We start from the raw sequence: 23,596 nt of genomic DNA on the forward strand, positions 1-23,596 counted from the left end.
TGACATGACAGTTAAAGTTGGTATTAACGGATTCGGACGTATCGGTCGTCTTGCTTTCAGAAGAATCCAGGATGTTCCAGAATTGGAAGTAGTTGCAGTTAACGACCTTACAGATCCGGCAATGCTCGCTAACCTGCTGAAATATGATACAACTCAAGGTCGTTTTAACGGCGAAGTTAAAGTTGAAGATGGCTACTTCGTCGTTAACGGTAAGAAAGTTAAAGTTCTCTCACAACGTGATCCGGCTGAATTGCCATGGGGAGAACTCGGCGTCGACATCGTTCTTGAATGCACAGGCTTCTTCACTTCGAAAGACAAAGCTGAAGCACACATCAAAGGCGGCGCTAAGAAGGTCGTTATCTCTGCTCCTGCTAAAGGCGACTTGAAGACGATTGTATTCAACGTAAACAATGATTCACTCGATGGTTCAGAAACTGTTATTTCCGGTGCTTCTTGCACAACGAACTCCTTGGCTCCTGTAGCTAAAGTATTGAACGACAAATTCGGCATCGAAAAAGGCTTGATGACTACGGTTCACGCTTACACAGGCGACCAGATGACTCTTGACGGCCCGCACAGAGGCGGCGACCTTCGTCGTGCCCGCGCAGCTGCTGAAAACATCGTACCTGCTTCTTCAGGTGCCGCTGCAGCCGTTGCTCTTGTTATTCCTGAATTGAAAGGCAAATTCGACGGATCCGCTCAACGTGTTCCGGTTAAATCAGGTTCTGTAACGCTGCTTTACGCAACGCTTGCTAAGAACACAACTGTAGAAGAAATCAACGAATCGATCAAAGCTGCAGCTAACGAAACACTTGGCTACAACGAAGATCCGATCGTTTCTTCCGACGTAATCGGTATTACTTACGGCTCTCTGTTTGACGCAACTCAAACAAAGATTCTTGATGTAGACGGCAAGCAACTCGTTCAGGTTGTTGCATGGTACGACAATGAAATGTCTTACACATCACAGCTTGTTCGTACGCTCGAATACTTTGCAAAACTTGCAAAATAAGTATTGCCTAACTTTTTGAATAGAACTTGAATAGCGGAAACCTTAGCTGTTTCCGCTTTTTTGACGAATACTGTTCTTATCGGCGGGGCTCGGACTGCAGCCTTGCCCCGGTGACCGATGAAATATAGTGAAAGAGGGTCTAGGCATGGCAAAGAAAACCGTTAAAGACATTGACGTTAAAGGTAAGAAAGTTTTTGTCCGCGTTGACTTTAATGTTCCGCTAAGCGGCACAACGGTTACGGATGACACACGTATCCGTGCGGCACTCCCAACCATTAACTACTTAATTGAAAATGGCGCGAAAATCATTCTCGCTTCTCATCTTGGTCGTCCGACGGCTGAAGACAAGGATTCCTTCAAAATGGATCCTGTCGCAAAACGCTTGAGCGAACTGCTTGGCAAACCGGTTGCAAAGACGGATGAAGTCGTTGGACCGGAAGTTGATGCAGCCGTTGCAAAATTAAACGAAGGCGATGTCGTTCTTCTTGAAAATGTTCGTTTTGAAAAAGGTGAAAAGAAGAATGATCCGGAACTTGCGAAAGCATTTGCTGCTCTTGCCGATGTTTATGTGAACGACGCGTTTGGTTCTGCACACCGCGCACATGCATCGACAGCAGGCATCGCTGAATACCTCCCTGCCGTTGCAGGCTTTCTACTCGAAAAGGAACTGAAGATTCTTGGTGCTTCTCTGGAAAATCCGAAACATCCGTTCACTGCGATCATCGGCGGTGCGAAAGTAACCGACAAAATCGGCGTGATCGAAAATCTGCTTGATAAAGTAGATACTCTGATCGTCGGTGGTGGACTTTCTTACACGTTTGTTAAGGCTCAGGGCTACGAAATCGGCAAGTCTTTGCTTGACAAAGATAAGCTTGATCTCGCTAAGAAATTCCTTGCACTTGCAAAGGAAAAAGGCGTAAACTTCTTAACTCCTGTTGATACGGTCATCGCAGATGAATTTTCTGAAACAGCCAACAAAGATGTTGTTGATATCGACAAAATGCCTAAAGGCTGGCTTGGCGTAGACATCGGACCGAAGACAGTTGCTCTGTATGCAGATGCAATCAAAAAATCCAAACTTGTTGTTTGGAACGGACCAATGGGTATCTTCGAAATGGAACCTTATGCGAAGGGTACTGAAGCAGTCGCTAAGGCACTGGCCGAAGCAACGGACGCAACAACGATCATCGGCGGCGGCGATTCTGCTGCAGCTGTTGAGAAATTCCATCTTGCAGACAAAATGACGCACATCTCAACCGGTGGCGGCGCCTCTCTTGAACTCATGGAAGGCAAGGTACTTCCGGGTGTTGCCGCACTTGATGACGTTGAATAAATCTGGACAAGATCATTAAGAACGAACCGCAAGAAAGGGTAGGTGTTCCAACATGTCACGTAAACCGATTATTGCCGGAAACTGGAAAATGAACAAAACAGTTAAGGAAGCACACGAATTTGTTGAAGCAGTTAAGGACAAGGTTCCTTCTGCCGAACTCGTTGATTCTGTTGTTGCCGCTCCTTTTCTTGCCTTGGACCGCATTGTTGCGGACGCAAAAGGCTCAGATCTGAAGATTAGTGCTGAGAATGTTCATTTTGAAGAATCTGGTGCATTTACCGGTGAAGTCAGTCCGGTTATGCTTGAAGATCTAGGCGTTCAGTATACGATCATCGGCCACTCTGAACGGAGAGCGATGTTTGCCGAAACGGACGAAACAGTTAACAAAAAGGTGCTTGCATCCTTTGCACATAACCTTGTTCCGATTGTCTGCGTTGGTGAAACGTTGGACGAACGTGAAGGCGGCAAATGGCAATCCGTTGTCAAGAACCAAGTAACCAAAGCATTTGCAGGTGTTCCAAGCGATCAGGCCTCCGACGTTGTTGTCGCTTATGAACCAATCTGGGCGATCGGCACAGGTAAATCTGCTTCTGATGAAGATGCGAACGAAGTTTGCGCTTATATTCGTGCAACCATTGCAGATCTATATGATGAAGCAACGGCTGCAAAAGTTCGTATTCAATACGGCGGCAGTGTAAAACCGGCAACAATCGCCGGACTGCTCGCTCAGTCGGATATCGATGGTGCACTTGTCGGCGGTGCCAGCCTGCAGCCTGAATCATTCCTCGCTCTGCTTGACGCAGTAAAAGGCTGATTTTCAGGAACAGTTTTATAAAATACAATGATGCGTGAAGTCGTTCGTTATCGTCCGGACATAACGATTGATTTTAGACGCACCAACTATATAAATTTATATGAGGATAAGGAGAGATAATGAATGTCTCAAATCGTTGAAGTTTACGGTCGCGAAGTTCTTGATTCCCGCGGTAACCCAACTGTTGAAGTTGAAGTTTACACAGAAGATGGCGGCAAAGGCCGCGCACTTGTACCAAGTGGTGCGTCTACCGGTGAACACGAAGCTGTTGAATTGCGTGACGGCGACAAAGCACGTTACGGCGGCAAAGGTGTTCTGAAAGCAGTAAAGAATGTTAACGAAATTATTGCTCCAGAAGTTATCGGCCTGGAAGTCCAAGACCAAGTGGCTCTTGACCAAGCAATGATCGATCTCGACGGAACAGAAAACAAAGGCAAATTAGGCGCTAACGCAATTCTTGGTGTTTCTCTTGCTGCTGCCAACGCTGCTGCAGATGAACTTGGTGTGCCGCTGTATCGTTACCTCGGCGGTGTAAACGCGAAAGTTCTTCCTACACCAATGATGAACATTCTTAACGGAGGCAAGCACGCCGACAACAGCGTAGACTTTCAGGAATTCATGATCATGCCTGTTGGCGCAGATTCCATCAAGGAAGCCGTTCGCATCGGTGCCGAAGTCTATCACGCTCTGAAATCCGTTCTTTCTGCTAAAGGTCATTTGACTGCTGTCGGCGACGAAGGCGGTTTTGCACCTAACCTTAAGAATAACGAAGAAGTTCTTGACACGATTCTTGAGGCAATCGAAAAAGCAGGCTACAAACCGGGCGTTGACGTTAAGCTCGCAATCGACCCTGCTTCTTCCGAATTGTTCGAAGACGGCAAGTACAATTTCGTAGGTGAAGGCGTTGTAAGAACGACCGACGAAATGATTGACTACTATACCAAACTGGTTGACAAGTATCCGATCGTCTCGATCGAAGACGGCCTTGACGAAAACGATTGGGAAGGCTGGCAAAAGCTCACTAAGGCAATCGGTGACAAAGTTCAACTCGTCGGAGACGACCTTTTTGTAACGAACACCGACTACCTGAAGAAAGGGATTGACCTCGGCGTTGCCAACTCGATCCTTATCAAAGTTAACCAAATTGGTACACTGACTGAAACACTGAATGCAATCCAGTTGGCTCAGAAGGCTGGATATACCGCAGTTGTTTCTCACCGTTCCGGTGAAACCGAAGATACATCAATTGCAGACATCGTTGTTGCGACGAATGCAGGCGAAATCAAGACCGGTTCTCTTGCAAGAACCGACCGTATCGCTAAGTACAACCAGTTGATCAGAATCGAAGACGATCTCGCTTCTTCCGCTGAATACCTTGGCGACGCTTCATTCTACAACATTAAGTAAAATCGATTCTAATTGAAGAATTTTAAGTCAAAGAACAGGATCCATAATTTATGGACCTGTTCTTTTTGTTACAGGTAAAGAAAGTTTGGCTTGTTGGTACGTTCAGGCAAGCACCAATTCTGAGAAATAGACGGAAAAATTCCGTTTAATTAGAAAATGAATGAAAAAACCGCGTAAATAAACGGAGAAACTCCGCTTATTTTTCTCGTTACTTAATGAAACAGAAAAGTTTGTTCAAGCACAAGGTTGATGATTTAAAACCGCATTTGGAGCAAAGGAGCTTTCTAACTAATGGGTCTTTCGCTAAATGCGCATACATCCTGTAAGCAACGCGAAAGCCATCACATCCTGTGAAAGTACGTCCTGCACGCAACGCGAAAGTCATCGCATTCTGCAGAAGTAAGGACCAGACGTTTTTTGCCCGATTTTTTGAAGCAGAACAACAGACCAAGTCCGTAAAGAGCTTGGTCTATCTTAATAGGTGCTTTGTTAGTTAGTTCGGTGACTTATGAAGATGATCGGTCATGTTTAGAGAAATAATGCGCCAGTTCGGGTCATGATAGCGAAATGTACTCACCGAGGTATTGTTGAGTCTGAGCCTCCCAGTACCGTTCCTTCCTTTTGTCAGGTAGTGAATGAAGCAGTTGATGACCCCTCCATGACAGACGATGACAATATTTCTGTTGCTTTCTCGTTTCATAATTTGCGTAATCTGTTGAACTGTTCGTGATTGCAGATCCTCGAGACTTTCCATTTCGTAGCGCATGACTTGCCGCCAATTAACGGCATAATCCGGAACAAGCGCTGAAACTTCGTCCAAGGGTTTTGCTTCAAGCGTTCCATAAAAACGTTCCCTGAGTCGATTTGTCACGTTGACTCTTTCAATATTAGCTGTCCTGGCAATTATCTTTGCGGTTTCATACGCTCTGCTGAGATCACTGGAGTAAATCGCGTCCGGCTTTGTCTCCTGCAAATGTTCGGCGAGCGTGAGCGCTTGATACAGTCCGTTTTCACTCAATGGGATGTCTTGCTGCCCCTGAAGAATTTTTTTCTGATTCCATATGGTTTCACCGTGGCGTATTAAATATAAATTCTGTCTAATCATAGCAAGAATCGTTTCCTAATCCTCCCCGAAGTGTATTCAACAACAACAACGACCATAAATATGATCAAAATAATTGTGAATGCTTCATCATATTTCATTAAACTCATGGCGGTCGACAGTTCAATGCCGATACCGCCCGCGCCGACGAGACCGAGAATGACCGCTGAGCGAACGGCTTTTTCAACCGAAAACAGGCTTGTGGCAACAAATGACGGAAAACAAACAGGAATGACCATACTTGCATATACACCGAATTTGCCTGCACCGGTAGAACTCATGGCATCCAGAGAGCCTCGATCAACCTCTTCAATCCGCTCGGAAAAAAAGCGGGCGCAAAAGGCAATCGTATCAATAACAATTGTAAAAATACCGGCTAAGGGACCTAAACCAACGGATATGATAAAAATCAATGCCCAGACAAGATCCGGAATGGTTCGCATTAATGTCACAATGCTTCGCAGCACACTGCTGATTAGCGGATGCGGTGTCGTATTTTTTGAAATCAATAAAGCGACTGGCAGACTGAGCAGAACACCAATGACGGTACCAACAATGGCCATCTGAAAGGTTTCAATCATGGCTCGCAGAATAATCGGCAGTCGTGATAAATTTGGAGGAAACGAGCTGGATAAGAAGCGGCCCATATTGCCTATTCCCGCAATCATTCGTTCAAGGCTTATTTCTGAGACAAGCAGCCCTTGCAGGAAAAAAGCGAGAAAGAAAATTGACAGCAGCCAAGTCCATAAGGATGGTTTTTTAAATCGAGGCGGCATTTGTTGTAACAATGACTTAGTCATGCTTGAGCTCCCCTCTTGGCCGTTTGTATTTTGGCATTCTCATAAATCCAATTTAATTGAGCTGAATTCAAATCCTTATTTCTTCGATCCATGATGATTTCTCCGTCTCTCAGCGCAATAAGCCGCTCTGCGTAATTGATCGCCAGATCAAGCTGGTGTAGTGTACAGATCATGGTCAATTTTTTTTCACGAACAATTTCAAGTAATAGCTGCATGATTTCGATACCTGCTTTAGGGTCGAGACTGGCTACTGGCTCGTCTGCAAGGACAATCTCAGGATCTTGCATGAGCATGCGTGCGATTGCCACCTTTTGCTGCTGACCTCCGGATAGCTGACCGGCGCGTCGTGCCGCCAGATGACTTAGGCCAACGCGATCTAAGCAGGCCATTGCTTTCATACGCTCGCTTTGAGCGGCAAGAGGAGCGAAGGATGGAAAGATTAAAGGCAATCTCCCGAGCGCCCCAAACAGTACATTTTGAAAGACACTTAAATTTTCAACCAGATGAAAATTCTGAAAGACAAATCCTATTTTTCTGCGGAGCGCACGTAATTGTTTTTTATTCAGCATTTGCATGTTGGTCTCTTGAAAAATTACGGTACCATTCGTCACAGGTTCAAATTGGGTCAGTGTACGTAGTAGGGTTGATTTGCCTGAGCCATTATGTCCAAGCAAAATAATCGCTTCACCTTCTTGCGCGCGAAAGGATATATTTTTCAAGGCCTGCGTTCCGGATGAGTAGGTTTTACTGACATTCTGAAATTCAATGATTGCGCGATCTGTCATGATTTCACGTCCATGCCGAGCGCCTTAAATGTGCTGCGGACGGAGTCATAATCGGAGTCAACCACATCAATTAATTTGGATTGTTTGTAAATGTCATGCTCACCTGTAATCAGCATACTTTTAAGTAATTTTTCTTGATTATCCAGCATCTGTTTTTTCAATTTGGTAATATAGCTGTCCGAAAGCTTTGCGCTGGCGACAAACAAGTCATTCGGCAGATCTTCGCTTTCTTCGAGAATGCGGTATTTCCCTTTTCCTTCTTTTTCTACCAGTTCATCATAACGTGTCTTAGCGGAAGCGAGTGCGTCGGTTTCTCCTGCCTTGAACGCTTCAACGAACGTTTCTCCCAACATGAGCAGCTTAACATCTTTATTAATATCGAGTCCGTGTTCCTGAAGCATATTTATTGGTCCAATATGACCGCTTAGAGAACCGATGTCTTTCATTGCAACGTTCTTACCTTTTAAATCCTCAACTGATTTTATTTTGCTGTCAGCTTTAACAATGATTACGGAACGATAGCCGGGACGTGTGATCGCAACGACTGGCTTCACGTCACTTTTTGCTTGCATGGTAACATAGTCACCACCTCCGGCAAGCACGAGGTCGACTTGATTAAATTCCATTGCTGTTGAGGCTGCGGTACGGCTGCTGATTGAAAAGAAGTCGACTTTTTTATTGGTTGCTTTTGACAAGGCTTCCTTGAAAGGACCGAATTCTCTTTTCAATTCTTCCATCCCTTCCGCGCCGGTATCAACAAAACGGATCTTACTTGGTTCATTCGTGTTTTGGGATTGGGCGGCGGATTTTGACGGTGAATTCGATTGTGCGCTGCATCCGGAAAGGACGAGAATGAATAGGGCGAAAACAGCGGTAATTTTCTTAGTCAGTTTGTTCATGTTTTTTCTTCCCTCCATTGTTCATTTCTTTTTCAGTCTATCAAGAGGGTGTAAATGGATAATTAACATAATCTAAAGGAAAAGTTATGATTTAATAAATAGATTTTTTATATGGTATAGATATAATCAATAGTTTGAAAGGTGATTGTTGCTGATGCTATCGATAAAACAATTGGAAATCGTTTTTTATTTGCAAAAAATAGGCACGGTTAGCGGCGTTGCTGATGAATTAGGGATCAAACAACCGACAGTGAGTTTTCATATGCAGAAAATCGAAAAATTTGCAGGAATTCCTTTATTTGAAAGCAGAAAGCGAAGAGTTTTTTTGACGAATGAAGGAAAAGTACTTTACCAATATGCAGCCGAAATTCTCGCATTAATTCATGAGGCAGAGCAGTCATTCATTGATTATAGAAAATTTAAAAAAGGAAAGGTTCTGATTGGTGCAAGCAACACCGCAGCCAACTACTATCTGCCTGCTCATGTCAAAAATTTGAAGGCACATTTCCCGCTCGTTGATCTAGCAATTGAAGTTCAGAATGCGCGTATGATCGTCGACAAGCTGAAAAATTATCAAGTGGATCTTGGAATCGTGATTAAAAATCAAATTAATGACCCGGATATCATGTCAATCATGCTGGCGCAGGAAACCGTTGGCATGGTTATGAGTCCGAAAAACCGTTTGGCCGGTCATGGAATCAGTGATCCGTCTTTGCTTCAAAACGAAACGATTATTCTAAGAGAATCGCATGCGAGCTCACGTATTTTCTTTGAAGAGTGGATCAAAAAATATAAAAGTCACACAAAAGTATCCGTTGAAATTGGAAGTACAGAGGCAATTAAACAAGCGGTACGGATGAATACCGGCATTTCCTTTCTGTCAAAGTTAGCTGTTAAAGATGAAATTGAGGAGGGGACATTGATTTTTAAAGAAATTATTAATTATTCGCCAAAACGAGGCGTTTATTTGATTTATCATAAACATCGCCATATGACGCCGCTGCTGGAACAATTTATTCATCATTTTGTTGAAAACGCGGCACGCAAAGTGGAACAGTGAGTTGATAGGGCTAGTAAAGGAGCAGGTCCGTAATTTGCTGCAGTGCAGCAAACAAAAAAATTGACCAATCGTCAGTAATCATGCGATGATCAAAATGAACATTGTGCGTTAAGTCACAATGTAACAAATAAAAGATTTGACAATAAAGAGGTGTGTGTCATGTTTCAAAATATTGGTATACCCGGTCTTATTTTAATTTTGGTAATTGCGCTTGTCATTTTCGGTCCGTCTAAGCTCCCTGAGATCGGAAAGTCGTTTGGAAAGACGTTGAAGGAGTTTAAAAAAGCAACACAAGGACTTAGTGATGATGAAACGGATCAGCACAATAAAAACATCATTTCTGACGCGGAGAAGGCTAGCAGTGGGAAAAAGAACTAAGGAATGGTAACCCAATGACTGAAAAAAACATGCCGCTTATGGACCATTTCAATGAGTTGCGAAAACGAATCATATCTATTTTCGTTGTTTTTGTCTTAAGTGCTGCTGTTATGCTTTTTTTTACAAAAAACTTTTATATTTGGCTTGTTAGTGATTTGGGTCTTTCTAATAAACTGGCTGTGCTCGGGCCAACAGATATTGTCGGTGTTTATTTTTTGATCGCCGGCGTTACCGCAATTGCTGTGACGATTCCGTTTGCAGCGTGGCAGCTTTGGCTGTTCGTAGCTCCGGCGTTGACTGAGAAAGAGCGTAAATTGACGCTTTCTTACATACCGGCAATTTTTTTACTGTTCATAGCCGGGATCATTTTCGGCTATGAAATTGTATTTCCGAACATTCTTCATTTTCTTCTTGGTATGAACAATGGTATGTTTCACATGCTTTTTACAACGGATCGCTATTTTCGTTTTATGATTAACGTCGTTCTTCCTTTCGGTGTTTTGTTTGAGCTGCCGGTGATCGTAGTGTTTCTGACTAATTTGGGTATACTGACGCCAGTGCTTATGAAAAAAATGCGCAGGATTGCCTATTTTGTGCTGATTGTCATTGGTGTCGTTCTGTCGCCACCGGATTTTGTCTCTGATACGGTCATGTCAATTCCGCTCCTGCTTCTCTATGAGATCTGCGTGACGGTTGCTAAAGTGACCTATAAGCGGAAAGCAAAGAAGAATAGGTAAGACAGCAGATCGCGAATGAGCAGGGGTTAAAAATCGTTTGCGGCCGGTTGCTCTTGGCACGCCCGTATGGTACATTAGACGTAATGACTGAATGAACGTTGATTCGAAGATAAGGGGTATACGTCAATGCATACATTTTTGTTAACGATTATGATTATTTCAGCTGTTATCGTTATTGCACTTGTTTTGATTCAAAGAAGTCAGGGCGACGGTCTATCCGAAGCAATTACCGGTGGAGCTGAACAATTATTCAGCAAGCAAAAGGCGAGAGGGATTGAAGTCGGCATTAAACGGCTGACGATTTTCTTCTCAATCGTCTTTTTTGCCTGCGCGTTTTTGATTGGCTACTATTTTAAATAATGTTAGTCGTGTCAAACCGGAGCGGATACTCCGGTTTTTGTTTTAAGCGCGGGGGCAAACTTGTTTGGTTAAAAACTTCCGGTTTCCTTTAGACCTGACCAAAGATATAGCGTATAATGTACCTTGGAAGAAGATGCCTATTTCAGAATAGAAGCCTGTTTATGGATGACTTGCACGGTTCAAATGAATTTGCGAGAATCAAGAGCAGGATTTGCATGAAATGAGGCCAAAGCGGATTTTTTGTTTGGGGGATGAGGAAGGATGGAATTACAACGTCCAAAACCATTTTTCCTTGAATCCGGACTGCGTGCTGTGCTGCTGCTGCATGGATTTACGGGTAATTCGATTGATGTCCGGCAGCTCGGACGCTACTTGAATCAGCGCGGGTACACCTGTTGCGGGCCGATTTATCCAGGACACGGCGGTCCTCCGGAAGAATTGCTCGAAACAGGGCCAAAAGCGTGGTGGCAGGAGGTGTGCTCCGCTGTTGATCGTTTGCAAAGAAGCGGCTATTCCGAGTTCGCGGTCTGCGGACTTTCATTAGGCGGGGTATTTTCACTCAAATGTGGATACACTTTCTCAGTGAAGGGTATTGTTCCAATGTGCGCTCCTGCTTATTCCGCGATGCGTGATCGCTTGATGGCCGGTACGACCGCGTATGCGCGCAGGTACAAGCAATATCAGGGGAAGAGCGATAAGGAAATAACTGCCGAATTGCAGACGTTCAGACGTCACATTCCGGCGGTGCTGGATCAATTGTCTGCGCTTATTGACCATGTTAGAGAAAACAGCCGCAAAATTATTGCTCCCGCACTGATTGTTCAGGCGCAAAAGGATGAAATGATCAACCCGGAAAGCGCACACTACTATTATGATTCCATTCATTCTGCAAACAAGCAATTAAAGTGGTACGAAAATTCAACACACGTGATTACGTTAGGAACAGAGAAAGTGCAGCTGCACCAGGATATCTATGCGTTTCTTGAAAGCCTAGATTGGTCTGTTTCCTAAGTATAGGGAGGTTAACGACATGGCGGAAGAACGCATTCAGAAAATCCTGAATTACATGCGAGAAGAAACTTACCGGCCGATGACATTAAAAGAACTGGAAACTGCTTTTGAAGCAGACCAGACAGAGGAATTTACTGATCTTGTGAAAGAAATGAATGAATTGGAAGAGCAGGGGCTTGTGATCCGGACACGCTCGGATCGCTATGGTCTGCCTGAAAAAATGAGTTTGATGACCGGTCGCGTTCAAGCGCATGCAAAGGGTTTTGCCTTTATTATTCCGGAAGATGAAAAATTGGATGATGTCTTTGTTAGTCCGAATGACCTTGCCGGTGCGATGAACGGTGATACCGTTGTCATTCGCGTGTCTCACAAATCATCAGGCGAACGCCCTGAAGGCACTGTAATCAGAATCTTTGAGCGGGCGATCACCAAGGTCGTCGGAACCTTCAATGCAGGCAAACATTTCGGTTTCGTCATTCCTGACGACAATAAAATTACTGGTGACATTTTTATTCCGGAAAACGCGGAACACGGTGCGATGGAAGGCCATAAAGTTGTTGCTGAAATAACGAAGTATCCGGAAGGCCGTAAGAACGCTGAGGGGATGGTGACTCAGATTCTCGGCCACAAGAATGATCCCGGTGTCGATATTTTATCAATTATATACAAGCATGATCTGCCGCTTGAATATCCACCGGAAGTTCTGTCGGAAGCAGAAGCTATTCCGAGCGAACTGTCGGAGAATGACTATGCCGGTCGCCGAGATTTGCGTCAAGAGACGATTGTGACGATTGACGGCGAAGATTCCAAGGATTTAGATGATGCGGTAACCGTTTCCCGTTTGGATAACGGCAATTATAAATTAGGCGTACATATTGCGGACGTCAGCTACTATGTGACCGAGGGATCAGCGCTGGATGCTGAAGCGTACGAGCGCGGTACGAGTGTGTATCTTGTTGACCGCGTGATTCCGATGATTCCGCATCGCCTGTCGAACGGAATCTGCAGTTTGAATCCGCATGTTGATCGCTTGACGATCAGCTGCGAGATGGAGATCAATCCGCAAGGTGTTGTTGTCAGCCACGACATTTTTCCGAGTGTCATTCGTTCCACAGAACGCATGACCTATAACAATGTACGCAAGATTTTGAAACGTGAAGACGACGAGGTACTTGAACGTTATAAAGAGATGGTCCCATTCTTTGACCTCATGGCCGAATTGGCAGATATTCTTGAAAAGCATCGCCAGGATCGCGGCGCGATTGACTTTGATTTCACAGAAGCAAAGATTATTGTCGACGATCAGGGCAAGCCGGTCGACGTTGTTGTACGTGAGCGGACAGTCGCTGAACGATTAATTGAATCCTTCATGCTGGCGGCTAACGAAACCGTTGCCGAGCATGTAGACAAACTTCATCTTCCGTTCATTTATCGTGTTCATGAAGAACCGAATCCGGAGAAACTGGAAAAGTTTTTTGACTTTGTTGTAAACTTTGGCTACGTCCTCCATGGTTCACCGGACAATGTTCATCCGCGTACTTTGCAGTCCTTGCTTGAAAAGGCGAAGGGGCAGCCGGAAGAAGCAGTGATTAGCACAGTGATGCTGCGTTCGATGGCGAAGGCAAAATATGATGACAAATGCTTGGGACACTTCGGTTTGTCAACAGAATATTACACGCATTTCACATCGCCGATCCGTCGCTATCCGGATCTGACGGTTCACCGTCTGTTGCGTAAATATTTGTTTGAGAAGAAAACAGACCCGAAGACATTAGCCTATTGGAAAGCGGAAATGCCGGAAATTGCCAAGCACACCTCCGAATGCGAACAGCGTTCGGTGGAAGCAGAACGTGATACGGATGATTTGAAAAAGGCCGAATATATGCAGGACAAGGTTGGTGAAACTTTCTCCGGCGTGGTCAGCGGTGTCACCAATTTCGGTTTGTTTGTTGAATTGCCGAACACGATCGAAGGGCTCGTCCATATTAGCTATCTGACCGATGATTATTATCATTACAGTGAAGAAAATATGGCACTTGTCGGTGAACGGACCGGACATCTGTTCCGTATCGGCGATGAGATTGAAGTTCGTGTTCTCGCAGTGAATCTTGAGGAACATGCGGTCGACTTTGAAGTAGTCGGCATGAAACCGCAGAAGCCACGCCAACGCAAGTCGCGTCCAACGATTATTCAGGGAAAAACAGGAACAGGCAACGGTCCGGGCAAGAAACGCTTTGGAGACAAAAACGGCGGCCGACGCTCAGACTCAAGAGGCGGAAGCCGCGGCGGTCATGGTCGCGGTGGAAACAGCCGAGGATCAGGTCAAGGCAGCTCTTACCGAAATAACAGCAAAAGTAAATAAATGATGAAGACGGACTCCCCAAACGCCGAGCTGTTGCATGCGGCGGTTGGGGTTTTTTGCTTTTAAAAAATATTTTTACCGATCTTTTGTGAATGGACAAGTATTTATCTATACAAATTGTATCAGATGATTAATTTGACTATACAAATTAAAATGAAAGCGTTATACTACTAAATGTAATAAATAGCTGAGTGGATATTTAGGCAATGCAGCGGCCGTGCAGTGCTGAAATGCAGCTCAATTTAAAAGCAATAAATGAAAACGCTTCAAAAGATGTATCGTGGACTAATTCGCAGAATCATAAAACAGGAGTGATTCGAATGGCAGTCATTAATGAAGAATCAGTTAAGCAGATTATTAATACGGTCGGTGGTTCTGAAAATATCAGCGCCGCGACGCATTGCGTTACCCGGCTTCGTTTAATTTTAAAAGATGAAAATAAAGTAGACAAAGAAAAGCTTGATCAATTTGATCTCGTGAAGGGCTTTTTCTCCGCCAACGGACAATTTCAAATTGTCATCGGCAATGGCACTGTTGATAAAGTCTATGATTTATTCGTTCGTTTGACAGGCATCGGGGAATCATCGAAACAAGAAGTAAAGGACGCGGCGGCGGAAAAAATGAATCCGCTGCAGAAGGGAATTAAAACGCTGGCCGATATCTTTATTCCTATTCTTCCTGCAATCGTTACAGCCGGTTTGCTGATGGGAATTAACAACGTGCTGGCAAATCCGGGGATCTTCTTTAAAGAATCCGTAGTGCAGGCCTATCCACAGTGGAAAGATTTTGCCGACATTATCCTTGTCATCGCAAATACTTCCTTCGTTTTTCTGCCGGCGCTAATCGGCTGGTCCGCTGTGAAAAAATTCGGCGGCAATCCGCTGCTCGGCATTGTACTCGGTCTTGTACTGGTGCACCCGTCACTGCTTAATGCGTACAGTTTGGCAGAAGCGCAGACGAAAGGAACGGTTCCGATTTGGAATCTGTTCGGCCTGCACATTGATAAAGTCGGCTATCAGGGACAAGTGCTTCCGGTACTCGTGGCCTCTTATGTGCTTGCAAAAATTGAAATTTATTTGAAAAAACATGTCACAGATTCCATTCAGCTGCTTGTCGTCGCACCGGTTGCCTTGCTTGTCACTGGGCTGCTTTCCTTTACGATTATCGGACCTGTGACCTTGCAGCTGGCGAATTGGATCACGGCCGGAATCGTTGGTTTGTTCCATTATGTGCCGATTATCGGCGGTTTGGTATACGGTTTTTTCTACGGCATTCTGGTCATCACAGGCATGCATCAGATTTTCCTTGCGGTTGATCTCCAGTTGATCGGAAGCACCGGCTCCACCTTTCTATGGCCAATGCTCGCATTATCGAACATTGCCCAAGGCGCGGCGGCTTTTGCCATTTTCCTAATGGCTCGTGACGCTAAGCTGAAGGGGCTTGCGATGACTTCTTCAGTTTCTGCGTGGCTGGGTATTACCGAACCGGCGATGTTCGGAGTAAATCTTAGGTTCCGCTATCCATTCCTTGCGGCGATCATCAGTTCAGGTATTGCCGGTGCCTTTATCACGCTATGCAACGTTAAGGCGACATCAATCGGCATCGGCGGAGTGCCGGGTTTTCTGTCCATCATTCCGAAATATTGGGGACCATTTTTCATCGGTATGCTGATTGTATTGATCCTGCCGTTTATTCTGACGTACATTTTTTCTAAGTTCAGCAAGAAGTCGATTGACGAAGAGTAACTTAAAAGAGATTGGGTGCAAAGTAAAAAGATGGGGTGTGATACGAATGAATAACGAGTGGTGGAAAAAGGCAACCATTTATCAGATCTATCCGAAAAGTTTCATGGATACTAATGGCGACGGGATCGGAGACATTAATGGGGTCATAGAGAAGCTGGACTATTTGAAGAAGCTCGGTGTCGATGTCCTTTGGCTGACACCGATGTATCAATCACCGCAAAACGACAATGGCTATGATATCAGCGACTACTACAGCCTGCAGCCGGAATACGGAACGATGGAGGATCTGAAACACTTATTCTCTGAGGCACATCGGAGAGAACTGAAAATCGTTATGGACATTGTCGTCAATCACACATCGACGGAGCATCCTTGGTTCAAAGCGGCGCTGAGCAGTGTTGACAATCCTTATCGTGATTATTATATTTGGCGTAATCCGTCTGAAGACGGCGGCGCGCCGAACAACTGGCAATCAAAATTCGGAGGATCGGCATGGGAACTGGATAAAAAAAGCGGACAGTATTATCTGCATCTGTATGATGTCAGCCAAGCGGATTTGAACTGGGAAAATAAAGCCGTCCGAGATGACATTTACAAAATGATGAATTTCTGGCTTGATCAAGGTGCGGACGGTTTCCGCCTTGACGTCATCAATGTTATTTCGAAGGATCAGCGGTTTCCCGATGATCATGATCCGAAATCTCCGGGAGACGGCCGGCCTTTTTATACGGACGGACCGCGCATTCATGAATTTCTGCATGAGATGAATGAACGGGTATTCAGCAGACGCAGCGGAACGGTTACGGTGGGGGAAATGTCCTCAACGACGGTTGACAACTGCATCCGCTACACGAATCCGAACGATAAAGAATTAAGCATGGTGTTCAACTTTCATCATTTGAAGGTTGACTATCCCAATGGACAGAAGTGGGCGCTTGGCAAATTAAAACTTGCTGATCTGAAAAAAGCTCTGACCGAATGGCAAAAAGGTATGCACAAGGGCGGCGGCTGGAACGCACTGTTCTGGTGTAATCATGATCAGCCGCGAATTGTCTCTCGATTCGGAGACGAGGGCGAATACCGAATTGAATCTGCGAAAATGCTGGCAACAACCCTGCACATGCTGCAAGGAACGCCATATGTCTATCAGGGTGAAGAAATTGGCATGACCAATCCCAATTTTCAACGAATTGATGATTATCGTGACGTGGAATCACTCAACGCCTATAGGTTTCTTCAGAACGAGGGCAAGTCTGAAAAGGAGATTTTAGCGATTCTCCGGCAAAAATCAAGAGACAATGGCCGAACGCCGATGCAATGGAATACGAGCGAGAATGGCGGTTTTACCACAGGCAAGCCGTGGATCGAAGTCGCAAGAAATTATCAAGCCGTTAATGCTGAGGCGGCGTTGGCTGATCCGAATTCTGTTTTCTATCACTATCAGAAGCTAATCGCTCTTCGGAAACGGTTTGATGTGATCGTCAACGGTGATTTTCAATTACTGCTTCCTGAGAATACGCAAATCTTTACCTATCTGCGCAGCGGAGCACGTGACCGGCTGCTTGTTGTCAGCAATTTTACCGGGTCTGCGGCAGCGTTCTCAGTGCCGCAAAAATTAGCAGCTGCCCGCAGCGAATTACTGATCAGTAATTACTCAGACAGTCCGGCACACCTGTACAGCCTGAATCTTCGGCCTTATGAATCCGTTGTTTATCATCTTGAAGATACAATGAAGAAATTCATTAATTTGCCCGATATGTGAAGGCTTTCAAATCAAAATTTTGATATACTAATAATGGGATTATGGATAAGAGGGCAGCTCAGCTTTGCCCTTTTATTTTTACTGTCTGAAACAAAGCGCATTGATCGGAAAGAACCGAAAAGGCCGTTCAGACATTGAAGGAGAACGGTAATTATGGGAAAAAGCAAATTCATCTTAATCTATAACGCGCTCAGTGAAAAAATACACAAACAAGAAATCGCTGCCGGCTCGTTGTTACCCACTGAGAATGAACTCGGTGAGCAGTTTAAAGCATCACGTGAAACCATTCGTAAGGCGCTTGCGATGCTGTCGCGCAACGGGTATATTCAAAAGATTCAAGGGAAGGGTTCAATCGTTCTGGATGTGAGCAGGCAGAACTTCCCGATTTCCGGATTAACAAGTTTTCGTGAGCTTGCCAATCATTCGAAGGATACGTGGAGAACCAATGTACACCAGCTCGTCTTAATGAAACCGGACGATCACCTGAAAATGGTGATGAATCTTCATGACGATCAAATGGTCTGGAAAGTGATACGATCGCGTTCAGTAAATGGGGAAGCAGTCATTTTAGATAAAGATTATCTAATTCAGGGACTTGTGCCGATACTGACGGCAGACATTTGCGAACATTCCCTGTATGATTATATTGAAAACGATCTTGGATTGAAAATTGGTTTTGCGAAAAAGGAAATTACAGTCGAACATGCAGGCGTTGAGGATAAACGTTATTTGACAATGAGTCGGGATACCCATGTTGTTGTGGTGCGTAGCCTGGTTTACTTAGAGAGCGCCGAACTGTTTCAATTCACCGAATCACGGCATCGCGCGGATAAATTTCGCTTTGTCGATTTCGCGCGCCGAGAACATCAATGATAAGCAGGAGGATCTAATGATAAAGTTAATTGCAATGGATATGGATGGAACACTGTTGAACAAGCATCGCGAGATCAGCTGGGGAAATTTGAAGGCATTGCGTTACGCACGTTCAAAGGGTGTGACACTGGCAATCGCTTCGGGGCGTGCCTTCTTTGATATTGAAAGCAAAATGACGGAACTCGACATGGAGACGCATCTGATCGGCACGAATGGCGCGACGATTCATTCCTCCGACGGCAAACTGCTTGGCGCAGATTTTCTAAACCGGGAAGATGCACTGGAAATTGTCAAAGAGCTTGCAGCGCAGCATTATTATATTGGTGTCTATTCCGAACATCATATCTATGTTCCTGAAGACGGAACAACGTGGCTGCGCGCGGAACTGAAAAGATTGGGAATCCATGAAGATCGTTCGGTCGGCTTTCAGGGAGCGACACGGGATGATTTCTATCGCTTTGTTGACGATTGGAACGTTTTTAAGAATCGAACTACAGAATTTTCCAAGATCATTATCTTTTCCTTTGACGACGATAAGCTGAAAAAAGCTCGCGATGTTTATGAAGCAAAACATAAATACAGCATTGTTTCAAGCGGGACAGGCAACTTTGAAATTATGCCCCCCAACGTATCTAAAGGAAACGCGCTCGATCATCTGGCCCATTATTTAAATATTCCGCTCGGTCAAGTGATGGCGATTGGTGACAATTACAACGATCTGTCGATGTTCGAGGTTGCAGGAGTTTCTGTCGCTATGGGCAATGCCAATGATGATATTAAAGCCGTTTGCGATCGTGTGACCAAGAATTATGATGAAGACGGTGTCGCACATGCCATCTATGAAGAAATCGGTTATCCGGACGGAGAGAAGGCATAGAATCTATGAAAAAACTGCTGTATTACGCCGGATTATTTGTTGCGTGTTTTGCGATTCAATGGTATTGGTATACGCAAATCATGACAAAAGCAAATAAAACGATGCTCGATATGCTGCTTGCCTCAATCGTATTCATCGTCATTGTCGTTCTTCTTGATTATGTTTCGGGAAAAAGGCGGCGCTAATCGGAACAAATGGTGAAGCGCTTGCCCGGCAAGGTCCACATGACCTATAATGAAACAATGAACGAAAGTCTGGCAGGTGTTTGATATGGGAAAAGGCGAGAGCCGAGTGCTTGCGCAAAATCGCAAGGCACATCATGATTACTTTATTGAAGAGACGGTGGAGGCGGGCATTGTGCTGCAGGGCACGGAGATCAAATCGATCCGCCGCGGTAAAGTCAATATTCAGGATGCGTTCGCTCGCGTGGAGAACGGCGAAGCATTTGTTTATAATATGCACATCAGTCAATACGAGCAGGGCAACCGTTACAATCACGACCCGCTTCGCACTCGCAAGTTGCTGATGCACCGAAAAGAGATCAATAAACTTGGTCCGCAGGCCGATAAAACTGGCTATGCGCTAATTCCGCTCAAGATTTATATTAAGAACGGATTTGCGAAGGTTCTGGTCGGCCTCGGCCGAGGCAAAAAGATGTTCGATAAGCGGGAGTCGATGAAAAAACAAACTGCTCAACGTGAAATCGCCCGCGCGTTTCGCGATCACCAGAAAATGTAAGTTGAAAAATCTGCTTTCTATTGCTATAATGATATTACTGTGTTAGCAGCAGTTACAGTTATGGATGATTTACTTTCACCGCAAGTCCCGTTGCTTTTGAAACGGGGACGTTACGGATTCGACAGGGGTAGGTCGGGTTTAAGCGGCGAGCCGAGGGGGTCGGCCTCGTAAAAACGCCAAAGCCATAACTGGCAAAACGAATAACAACCTCGCTCTAGCTGCCTAATCAGCTTTAGCGGTCCCTCCCTCCATCGCCCATGTGGTAGGATCAGGGACTCACTCTAGTGGGATACGCCGGACGCCCGCATCCTGAGGGCCATGGAAGAGAACAATCGGGATAGCCTCGCGAAAACCTGTCGGCAGGCCGACGCCGAGGCGAACTGCTAATATGCCGACTACGCTCGTAGAAACTTAAATCACGATGCTTCTGGACGTGGGTTCGACTCCCACCGTCTCCATTCGGAGAGTTTTATAGCTTTTTCTAAATCCTCAAAATCGTTGATCTGACGCGGTTTTTGAGGATTTTCATTTTATAGCTTGTTATAGCTTTTTGCAACTTTGCTGGCTAAAAACTGGCTGTTTTTATGCCTTCTGTTTGATCGGGACAACTGAATTCTTCGGTTTGGTAAATAGTTCGTCCATGACAGCCATGGTTGCCTGAGAATCCCTTTGTTCCATCTCATCCAGGATGTGCGCATAAGTTCTTAAGGTTGTTCCAATATCTGCATGGCCAAGTCGTCGGCTCACATAGTGGATACTAACCTTTTTATACAATAGGATCGAAGCAAAGGTGTGACGCAGGCCATGAAATGTGATCTCTGTGCAGCCAAACTTTGTGCAGGCGCGCCTAAGTGTTTTGTTTACCGCATTATTCGATATAAGATTCATCTGATGATTAACGAACACGAAGGGTGTTTTTCGCCACGCATTTAAAAGCGTCTTATGCTTTAAAAAAAATTCGCTCTGCTGGGCATGTAGTTTGTCCAGCCATACACAGGTCGTGTTATCAATCGGCAGAACGCGCCGAGACGCTTCGTTTTTGGTCGGTATAAATCGTGGGTTCTTGTGATAATCCCAGGAACGCTTAATGTTTACCGTTCCACCAATAGGTTCATTGTCCTCATTTCGATCAATGGTGACGTTATCCCAGGTAAGTGCAAGTACTTCACCAAAGCGGCAACCAGTCGCGAGACAGAATAAAATCATGTAGCGGGAAATATAGTCGAAATTGTCTAAGCGTTCCATAAAATAATTACTGATTTTCTGAGCCCCTTCAAAACTGATATACTTGAGATCCTCGTCCTTCTCTTCCACTGTTCCCTTAACGTTCACGTGAAATGTTGGATCATGATGAATGATACCTTCATGTAGCGCTTCCTGTAAGCAGGCTTTCATATAAATATGTCGTTTACTTACAGAATTCGTAGAATGCCCATTTCCATAGCTGTTCAAGGCTTTCTGATACATTTTACGATCTAAGTTTCTTAATTCAACACCGGCAAAATGTTCTTCAGCAAAACAAACGGCCCGCTCAATGTCTTCGTCATTCCGAAGCGACTTCTTGCCCTTGCGAAAGGTTTCGAACCAGGCTCGCATGTAAACAGGAAAGGCGATGCTGCCTTTGTCGATTTTATCGCCGTGTTTAAATTGGACTTCCGCTTCCTGCGCGGCGATACGCGCTTCTGCCTTTGTTCTAAAGCCCTTATCACCGAATTCGCGTTGCTTTCCTTCGGAGTCATAGTAAGTGATACGGTATTTCCATCCGCTTTTTAATTTCCGAAATGATGCCATGAAATTGCCCCTCCATCTAATGGGAATATACGTTCTTTATTGGGTTAAAAAAATTTAGCCATTTCATATGGTATACCATTTTCTCTTAGTAACAGGTTCCGAGTTTCATAGTATTCAGGCCTTGATTGTCTGTACTTTAAAACTTCCATAGTAGCCCAATAGTGAGCTTGAGTTTCGATCTTACCGCGTGAACGGATCGTATTTTGATTTAGGAACGGAGTGTTTTCATTCGGGTGGAGTACGGCATGTCCTAATTCATGGCAGCAGGTATATAGTTTTTTGAAATCTTCGATATCAGAGTTTATTGTTATGACCTGATGCCGGGCATTTTTCATGTAAAAACCGAAGGTGTCCCCTAGGGGAAAATACCGGATTACTATGTGCCTTCCAGAAGCAATTTCAAAAGGGTCAGCGGTCTTAAAACGTTTAATTTCTCTATCAAGTACCCGCAAAATCCAATTCAACGAGATCACTCCCAATCGCGATACTTCTTGGGCGTAAACTTCTTCTTGGCTAGCTGCTTTGTCAGCTTTAAGTTACTTTCAATAGCCGTTCTGACCAGGGCCTTTGTCTCTTCATCCATGGGCTCGCCGTCAAAGGCCAAGGCCGTACCGTCATCCATGCTGTTCAACATCTTTTCTAATTGCTTCGCAATATCCAGCTCGTCTTTTTTATTAAGCTTTGGGAGGCCACTATCATTAAGATTCGTGCGTTGTTCTTGTTGTTTAGGATGCTTTTTTAGGTATTCGCCTATCAACTCTTTCCTCGACCGTTTTTTCAGGTATTCACTTATCAACTCTTTCCCCTGCTTTTGTGCCTCTCTACGTTGATCCTCTTCCTCAGCTTTTTTAAAGGCATTATAGGCGTCAATACTGCCATCAAATTGTTCAGGTATCTCTCCGCCCCAAAGATCGTGTTCCACCAAAAAAGCTGGATAGCTATAGCCAAAAGCGTTAGCGATTTTTTCCGCCATTTCCTCCGGTATCTCTTGATAGCCCAATTCATACTGTGAGATAGTTTTTTGACTTACCCCGACAAGTTCCGCAAGCTCTGTTTGAGTAATACCCTGTGCTTTTCGTTCTGTTTTAATGGCGCTACCTAGTCGCTCGTAATCAATAAGAGCATCAGTCAAGGCAGAAGACATCTCATTCTCCGGCTGCTCTTCATGATCCCGTCCCAAGATATAATCCGTCGAAACTTTAAAGAAATCAGCCAAGTCATTAAGAGTATCACTTGATGGAACCGCGCGGCCCGCTTCATAACTTGAAATTGAGGCCCTCGTTTTTAAATGAAGCTTTTCGGCAAGCTCATCCTGAGTTAGCCCGTATTTTTCCCGCAGCCTCTTAAGCCGTTCCCCCATTATTTTCTTTTCTCGTATATTCACAGATAATCACCACCTAAAAATAAATCTAAAATATCCCTTGACGTCTGTTTAGATGACGATTATACTTATAATGTAATCTAAAACATACGAAAAGGAGGGAAAAGTATTGAACGCTGTCGAAAATTCGCGCCGTAAATCTTTTCAGCTACATCGTAAGAAAAAGAATGTTGCTCAGCTAAAGGCCGCCGTTGATCTCGGCATTTCTGAAAGTCAATTCAGGAATGTTGAAACAGGGCGTTGCGATCCAAGCGCAAAGCTCATGTTTCGGATGGCAAAGTATTTCGAAACGACAGTTGAAGACCTTTTTCCGGATCTTATGGAAGAAGATTCGGAAAAGACTTCCTAACGTTTTCTATTATAAAGCGT

The 23,596-nt window shown here is 44.7% G+C and carries 24 protein-coding genes and 1 other RNA gene; 18 read left to right on the forward strand and 7 right to left on the reverse strand.

Annotated features, from left to right (window positions below; all coding sequences use genetic code 11):
- Window positions 1-4 precede the first annotated feature (4 nt).
- The 4 genes from gap (at window position 5) to eno (ending at window position 4,566) form a co-directional block, all read left to right on the forward strand.
- Entirely contained in the window at window positions 5-1,012 is a 1,008-nt protein-coding gene (gene gap / locus NIE88_RS04610) for a type I glyceraldehyde-3-phosphate dehydrogenase (protein ID WP_253059477.1), read from the forward strand.
- Window positions 1,013-1,157: 145 nt separating this feature from the next.
- On the forward strand, window positions 1,158-2,345 hold the full coding sequence (locus tag NIE88_RS04615) for a phosphoglycerate kinase (RefSeq protein WP_253059484.1): 1,188 nt from the start codon (window positions 1,158-1,160) through the stop codon (window positions 2,343-2,345).
- 52 nt (window positions 2,346-2,397) lie between these two features.
- A complete protein-coding gene (gene tpiA, locus NIE88_RS04620) occupies window positions 2,398-3,159 on the forward strand; it encodes a triose-phosphate isomerase (RefSeq protein WP_253059486.1) in 762 nt (253 codons plus the stop codon).
- 123 nt (window positions 3,160-3,282) lie between these two features.
- Window positions 3,283-4,566 carry a phosphopyruvate hydratase gene (gene eno / locus NIE88_RS04625; protein WP_253059488.1) on the forward strand — a complete coding sequence of 428 codons (1,284 nt, stop codon included), beginning with the start codon at window positions 3,283-3,285 and terminating at the stop codon, window positions 4,564-4,566.
- A 493-nt stretch (window positions 4,567-5,059) separates the two neighbouring features.
- Here eno and NIE88_RS04630 read toward each other — a convergent pair whose 3' ends face one another.
- Genes NIE88_RS04630 through phnD form a run of 4 tightly spaced genes read right to left on the reverse strand, consistent with a single transcriptional unit; the run spans window position 5,060 to window position 8,152 of the window.
- Window positions 5,060-5,671, reverse strand: coding sequence for a histidine phosphatase family protein (locus NIE88_RS04630; RefSeq protein WP_253059490.1), 612 nt, complete (start codon window positions 5,669-5,671; stop codon window positions 5,060-5,062).
- Window positions 5,668-6,468 carry a phosphonate ABC transporter, permease protein PhnE gene (gene phnE, locus NIE88_RS04635; RefSeq protein ID WP_253059492.1) on the reverse strand — a complete coding sequence of 267 codons (801 nt, stop codon included), beginning with the start codon at window positions 6,466-6,468 and terminating at the stop codon, window positions 5,668-5,670. Before phnE ends, NIE88_RS04630 begins: the two co-directional genes overlap by 4 nt.
- A complete protein-coding gene (gene phnC / locus NIE88_RS04640) occupies window positions 6,465-7,253 on the reverse strand; it encodes a phosphonate ABC transporter ATP-binding protein (RefSeq protein WP_253059494.1) in 789 nt (262 codons plus the stop codon). Before phnC ends, phnE begins: the two co-directional genes overlap by 4 nt.
- The gene (gene phnD, locus NIE88_RS04645; RefSeq protein ID WP_253059498.1) at window positions 7,250-8,152 is read right to left on the reverse strand and encodes a phosphate/phosphite/phosphonate ABC transporter substrate-binding protein; all 903 of its coding nucleotides are present in this window, start codon (window positions 8,150-8,152) and stop codon (window positions 7,250-7,252) included. The genes phnC and phnD overlap by 4 nt, the downstream gene beginning before the upstream one ends.
- Before the next feature lie 154 nt (window positions 8,153-8,306).
- On the opposite strand from phnD, the gene NIE88_RS04650 reads away from it, so the two are divergent.
- The 13 genes from NIE88_RS04650 to ssrA all read left to right on the forward strand — a co-directional run bounded on the left by NIE88_RS04650 (window position 8,307) and on the right by ssrA (window position 20,516).
- Window positions 8,307-9,212, forward strand: coding sequence for a LysR substrate-binding domain-containing protein (locus NIE88_RS04650; protein ID WP_253059503.1), 906 nt, complete (start codon window positions 8,307-8,309; stop codon window positions 9,210-9,212).
- Between the two features lie 159 nt (window positions 9,213-9,371).
- Window positions 9,372-9,590 carry a twin-arginine translocase TatA/TatE family subunit gene (locus NIE88_RS04655; RefSeq protein WP_253059505.1) on the forward strand — a complete coding sequence of 73 codons (219 nt, stop codon included), beginning with the start codon at window positions 9,372-9,374 and terminating at the stop codon, window positions 9,588-9,590.
- 14 nt (window positions 9,591-9,604) lie between these two features.
- Window positions 9,605-10,327: a twin-arginine translocase subunit TatC gene (tatC, locus tag NIE88_RS04660; protein ID WP_253059507.1), complete on the forward strand. Its 723-nt coding sequence runs from the start codon at window positions 9,605-9,607 to the stop codon at window positions 10,325-10,327.
- A 126-nt stretch (window positions 10,328-10,453) separates the two neighbouring features.
- A complete protein-coding gene (gene secG / locus NIE88_RS04665) occupies window positions 10,454-10,687 on the forward strand; it encodes a preprotein translocase subunit SecG (protein WP_253059509.1) in 234 nt (77 codons plus the stop codon).
- Between the two features lie 261 nt (window positions 10,688-10,948).
- Entirely contained in the window at window positions 10,949-11,698 is a 750-nt protein-coding gene (locus NIE88_RS04670; protein WP_253059511.1) for an alpha/beta hydrolase, read from the forward strand.
- Window positions 11,699-11,717: 19 nt separating this feature from the next.
- Window positions 11,718-14,060: a ribonuclease R gene (rnr, locus tag NIE88_RS04675; RefSeq protein ID WP_253059513.1), complete on the forward strand. Its 2,343-nt coding sequence runs from the start codon at window positions 11,718-11,720 to the stop codon at window positions 14,058-14,060.
- A gap of 320 nt (window positions 14,061-14,380) precedes the next feature.
- Window positions 14,381-15,805: a PTS system trehalose-specific EIIBC component gene (gene treP / locus NIE88_RS04680; RefSeq protein WP_253059515.1), complete on the forward strand. Its 1,425-nt coding sequence runs from the start codon at window positions 14,381-14,383 to the stop codon at window positions 15,803-15,805.
- 46 nt (window positions 15,806-15,851) lie between these two features.
- Window positions 15,852-17,567: an alpha,alpha-phosphotrehalase gene (gene treC, locus NIE88_RS04685; protein WP_253059517.1), complete on the forward strand. Its 1,716-nt coding sequence runs from the start codon at window positions 15,852-15,854 to the stop codon at window positions 17,565-17,567.
- A 153-nt stretch (window positions 17,568-17,720) separates the two neighbouring features.
- Window positions 17,721-18,440, forward strand: a complete 720-nt coding sequence (treR, locus tag NIE88_RS04690; protein WP_253059520.1) for a trehalose operon repressor — start codon at window positions 17,721-17,723, stop codon at window positions 18,438-18,440.
- A gap of 16 nt (window positions 18,441-18,456) precedes the next feature.
- A complete protein-coding gene (locus NIE88_RS04695) occupies window positions 18,457-19,317 on the forward strand; it encodes a Cof-type HAD-IIB family hydrolase (RefSeq protein ID WP_253059531.1) in 861 nt (286 codons plus the stop codon).
- Window positions 19,318-19,322: 5 nt separating this feature from the next.
- Window positions 19,323-19,502, forward strand: a complete 180-nt coding sequence (locus NIE88_RS04700) for a hypothetical protein (RefSeq protein ID WP_253059533.1) — start codon at window positions 19,323-19,325, stop codon at window positions 19,500-19,502.
- Between the two features lie 85 nt (window positions 19,503-19,587).
- Complete coding sequence (gene smpB / locus NIE88_RS04705) at window positions 19,588-20,055, forward strand: SsrA-binding protein SmpB (protein ID WP_253059535.1); 468 nt, start codon at window positions 19,588-19,590, stop codon at window positions 20,053-20,055.
- Between the two features lie 103 nt (window positions 20,056-20,158).
- Window positions 20,159-20,516: a transfer-messenger RNA gene (gene ssrA / locus NIE88_RS04710) on the forward strand.
- Window positions 20,517-20,637: 121 nt separating this feature from the next.
- On the opposite strand, the gene NIE88_RS04715 is transcribed toward ssrA, so the two are convergent.
- From NIE88_RS04715 to NIE88_RS04725, 3 genes are read right to left on the reverse strand one after another with little or no spacing between them, the layout of a single operon-like run.
- The gene (locus NIE88_RS04715) at window positions 20,638-21,846 is read right to left on the reverse strand and encodes a tyrosine-type recombinase/integrase (RefSeq protein WP_253059537.1); all 1,209 of its coding nucleotides are present in this window, start codon (window positions 21,844-21,846) and stop codon (window positions 20,638-20,640) included.
- A 44-nt stretch (window positions 21,847-21,890) separates the two neighbouring features.
- Entirely contained in the window at window positions 21,891-22,310 is a 420-nt protein-coding gene (locus NIE88_RS04720) for an ImmA/IrrE family metallo-endopeptidase (RefSeq protein WP_253059539.1), read from the reverse strand.
- 5 nt (window positions 22,311-22,315) lie between these two features.
- Window positions 22,316-23,230, reverse strand: a complete 915-nt coding sequence (locus NIE88_RS04725) for a helix-turn-helix domain-containing protein (protein ID WP_253059547.1) — start codon at window positions 23,228-23,230, stop codon at window positions 22,316-22,318.
- 106 nt (window positions 23,231-23,336) lie between these two features.
- On the opposite strand from NIE88_RS04725, the gene NIE88_RS04730 reads away from it, so the two are divergent.
- Window positions 23,337-23,576, forward strand: a complete 240-nt coding sequence (locus NIE88_RS04730) for a helix-turn-helix transcriptional regulator (RefSeq protein ID WP_253059549.1) — start codon at window positions 23,337-23,339, stop codon at window positions 23,574-23,576.
- Window positions 23,577-23,596 lie beyond the last annotated feature (20 nt).

Source organism: Sporolactobacillus shoreicorticis (assembly GCF_024125445.1).
Classification (GTDB): Bacteria; Bacillota; Bacilli; order Bacillales; family Sporolactobacillaceae; genus Sporolactobacillus; species Sporolactobacillus shoreicorticis.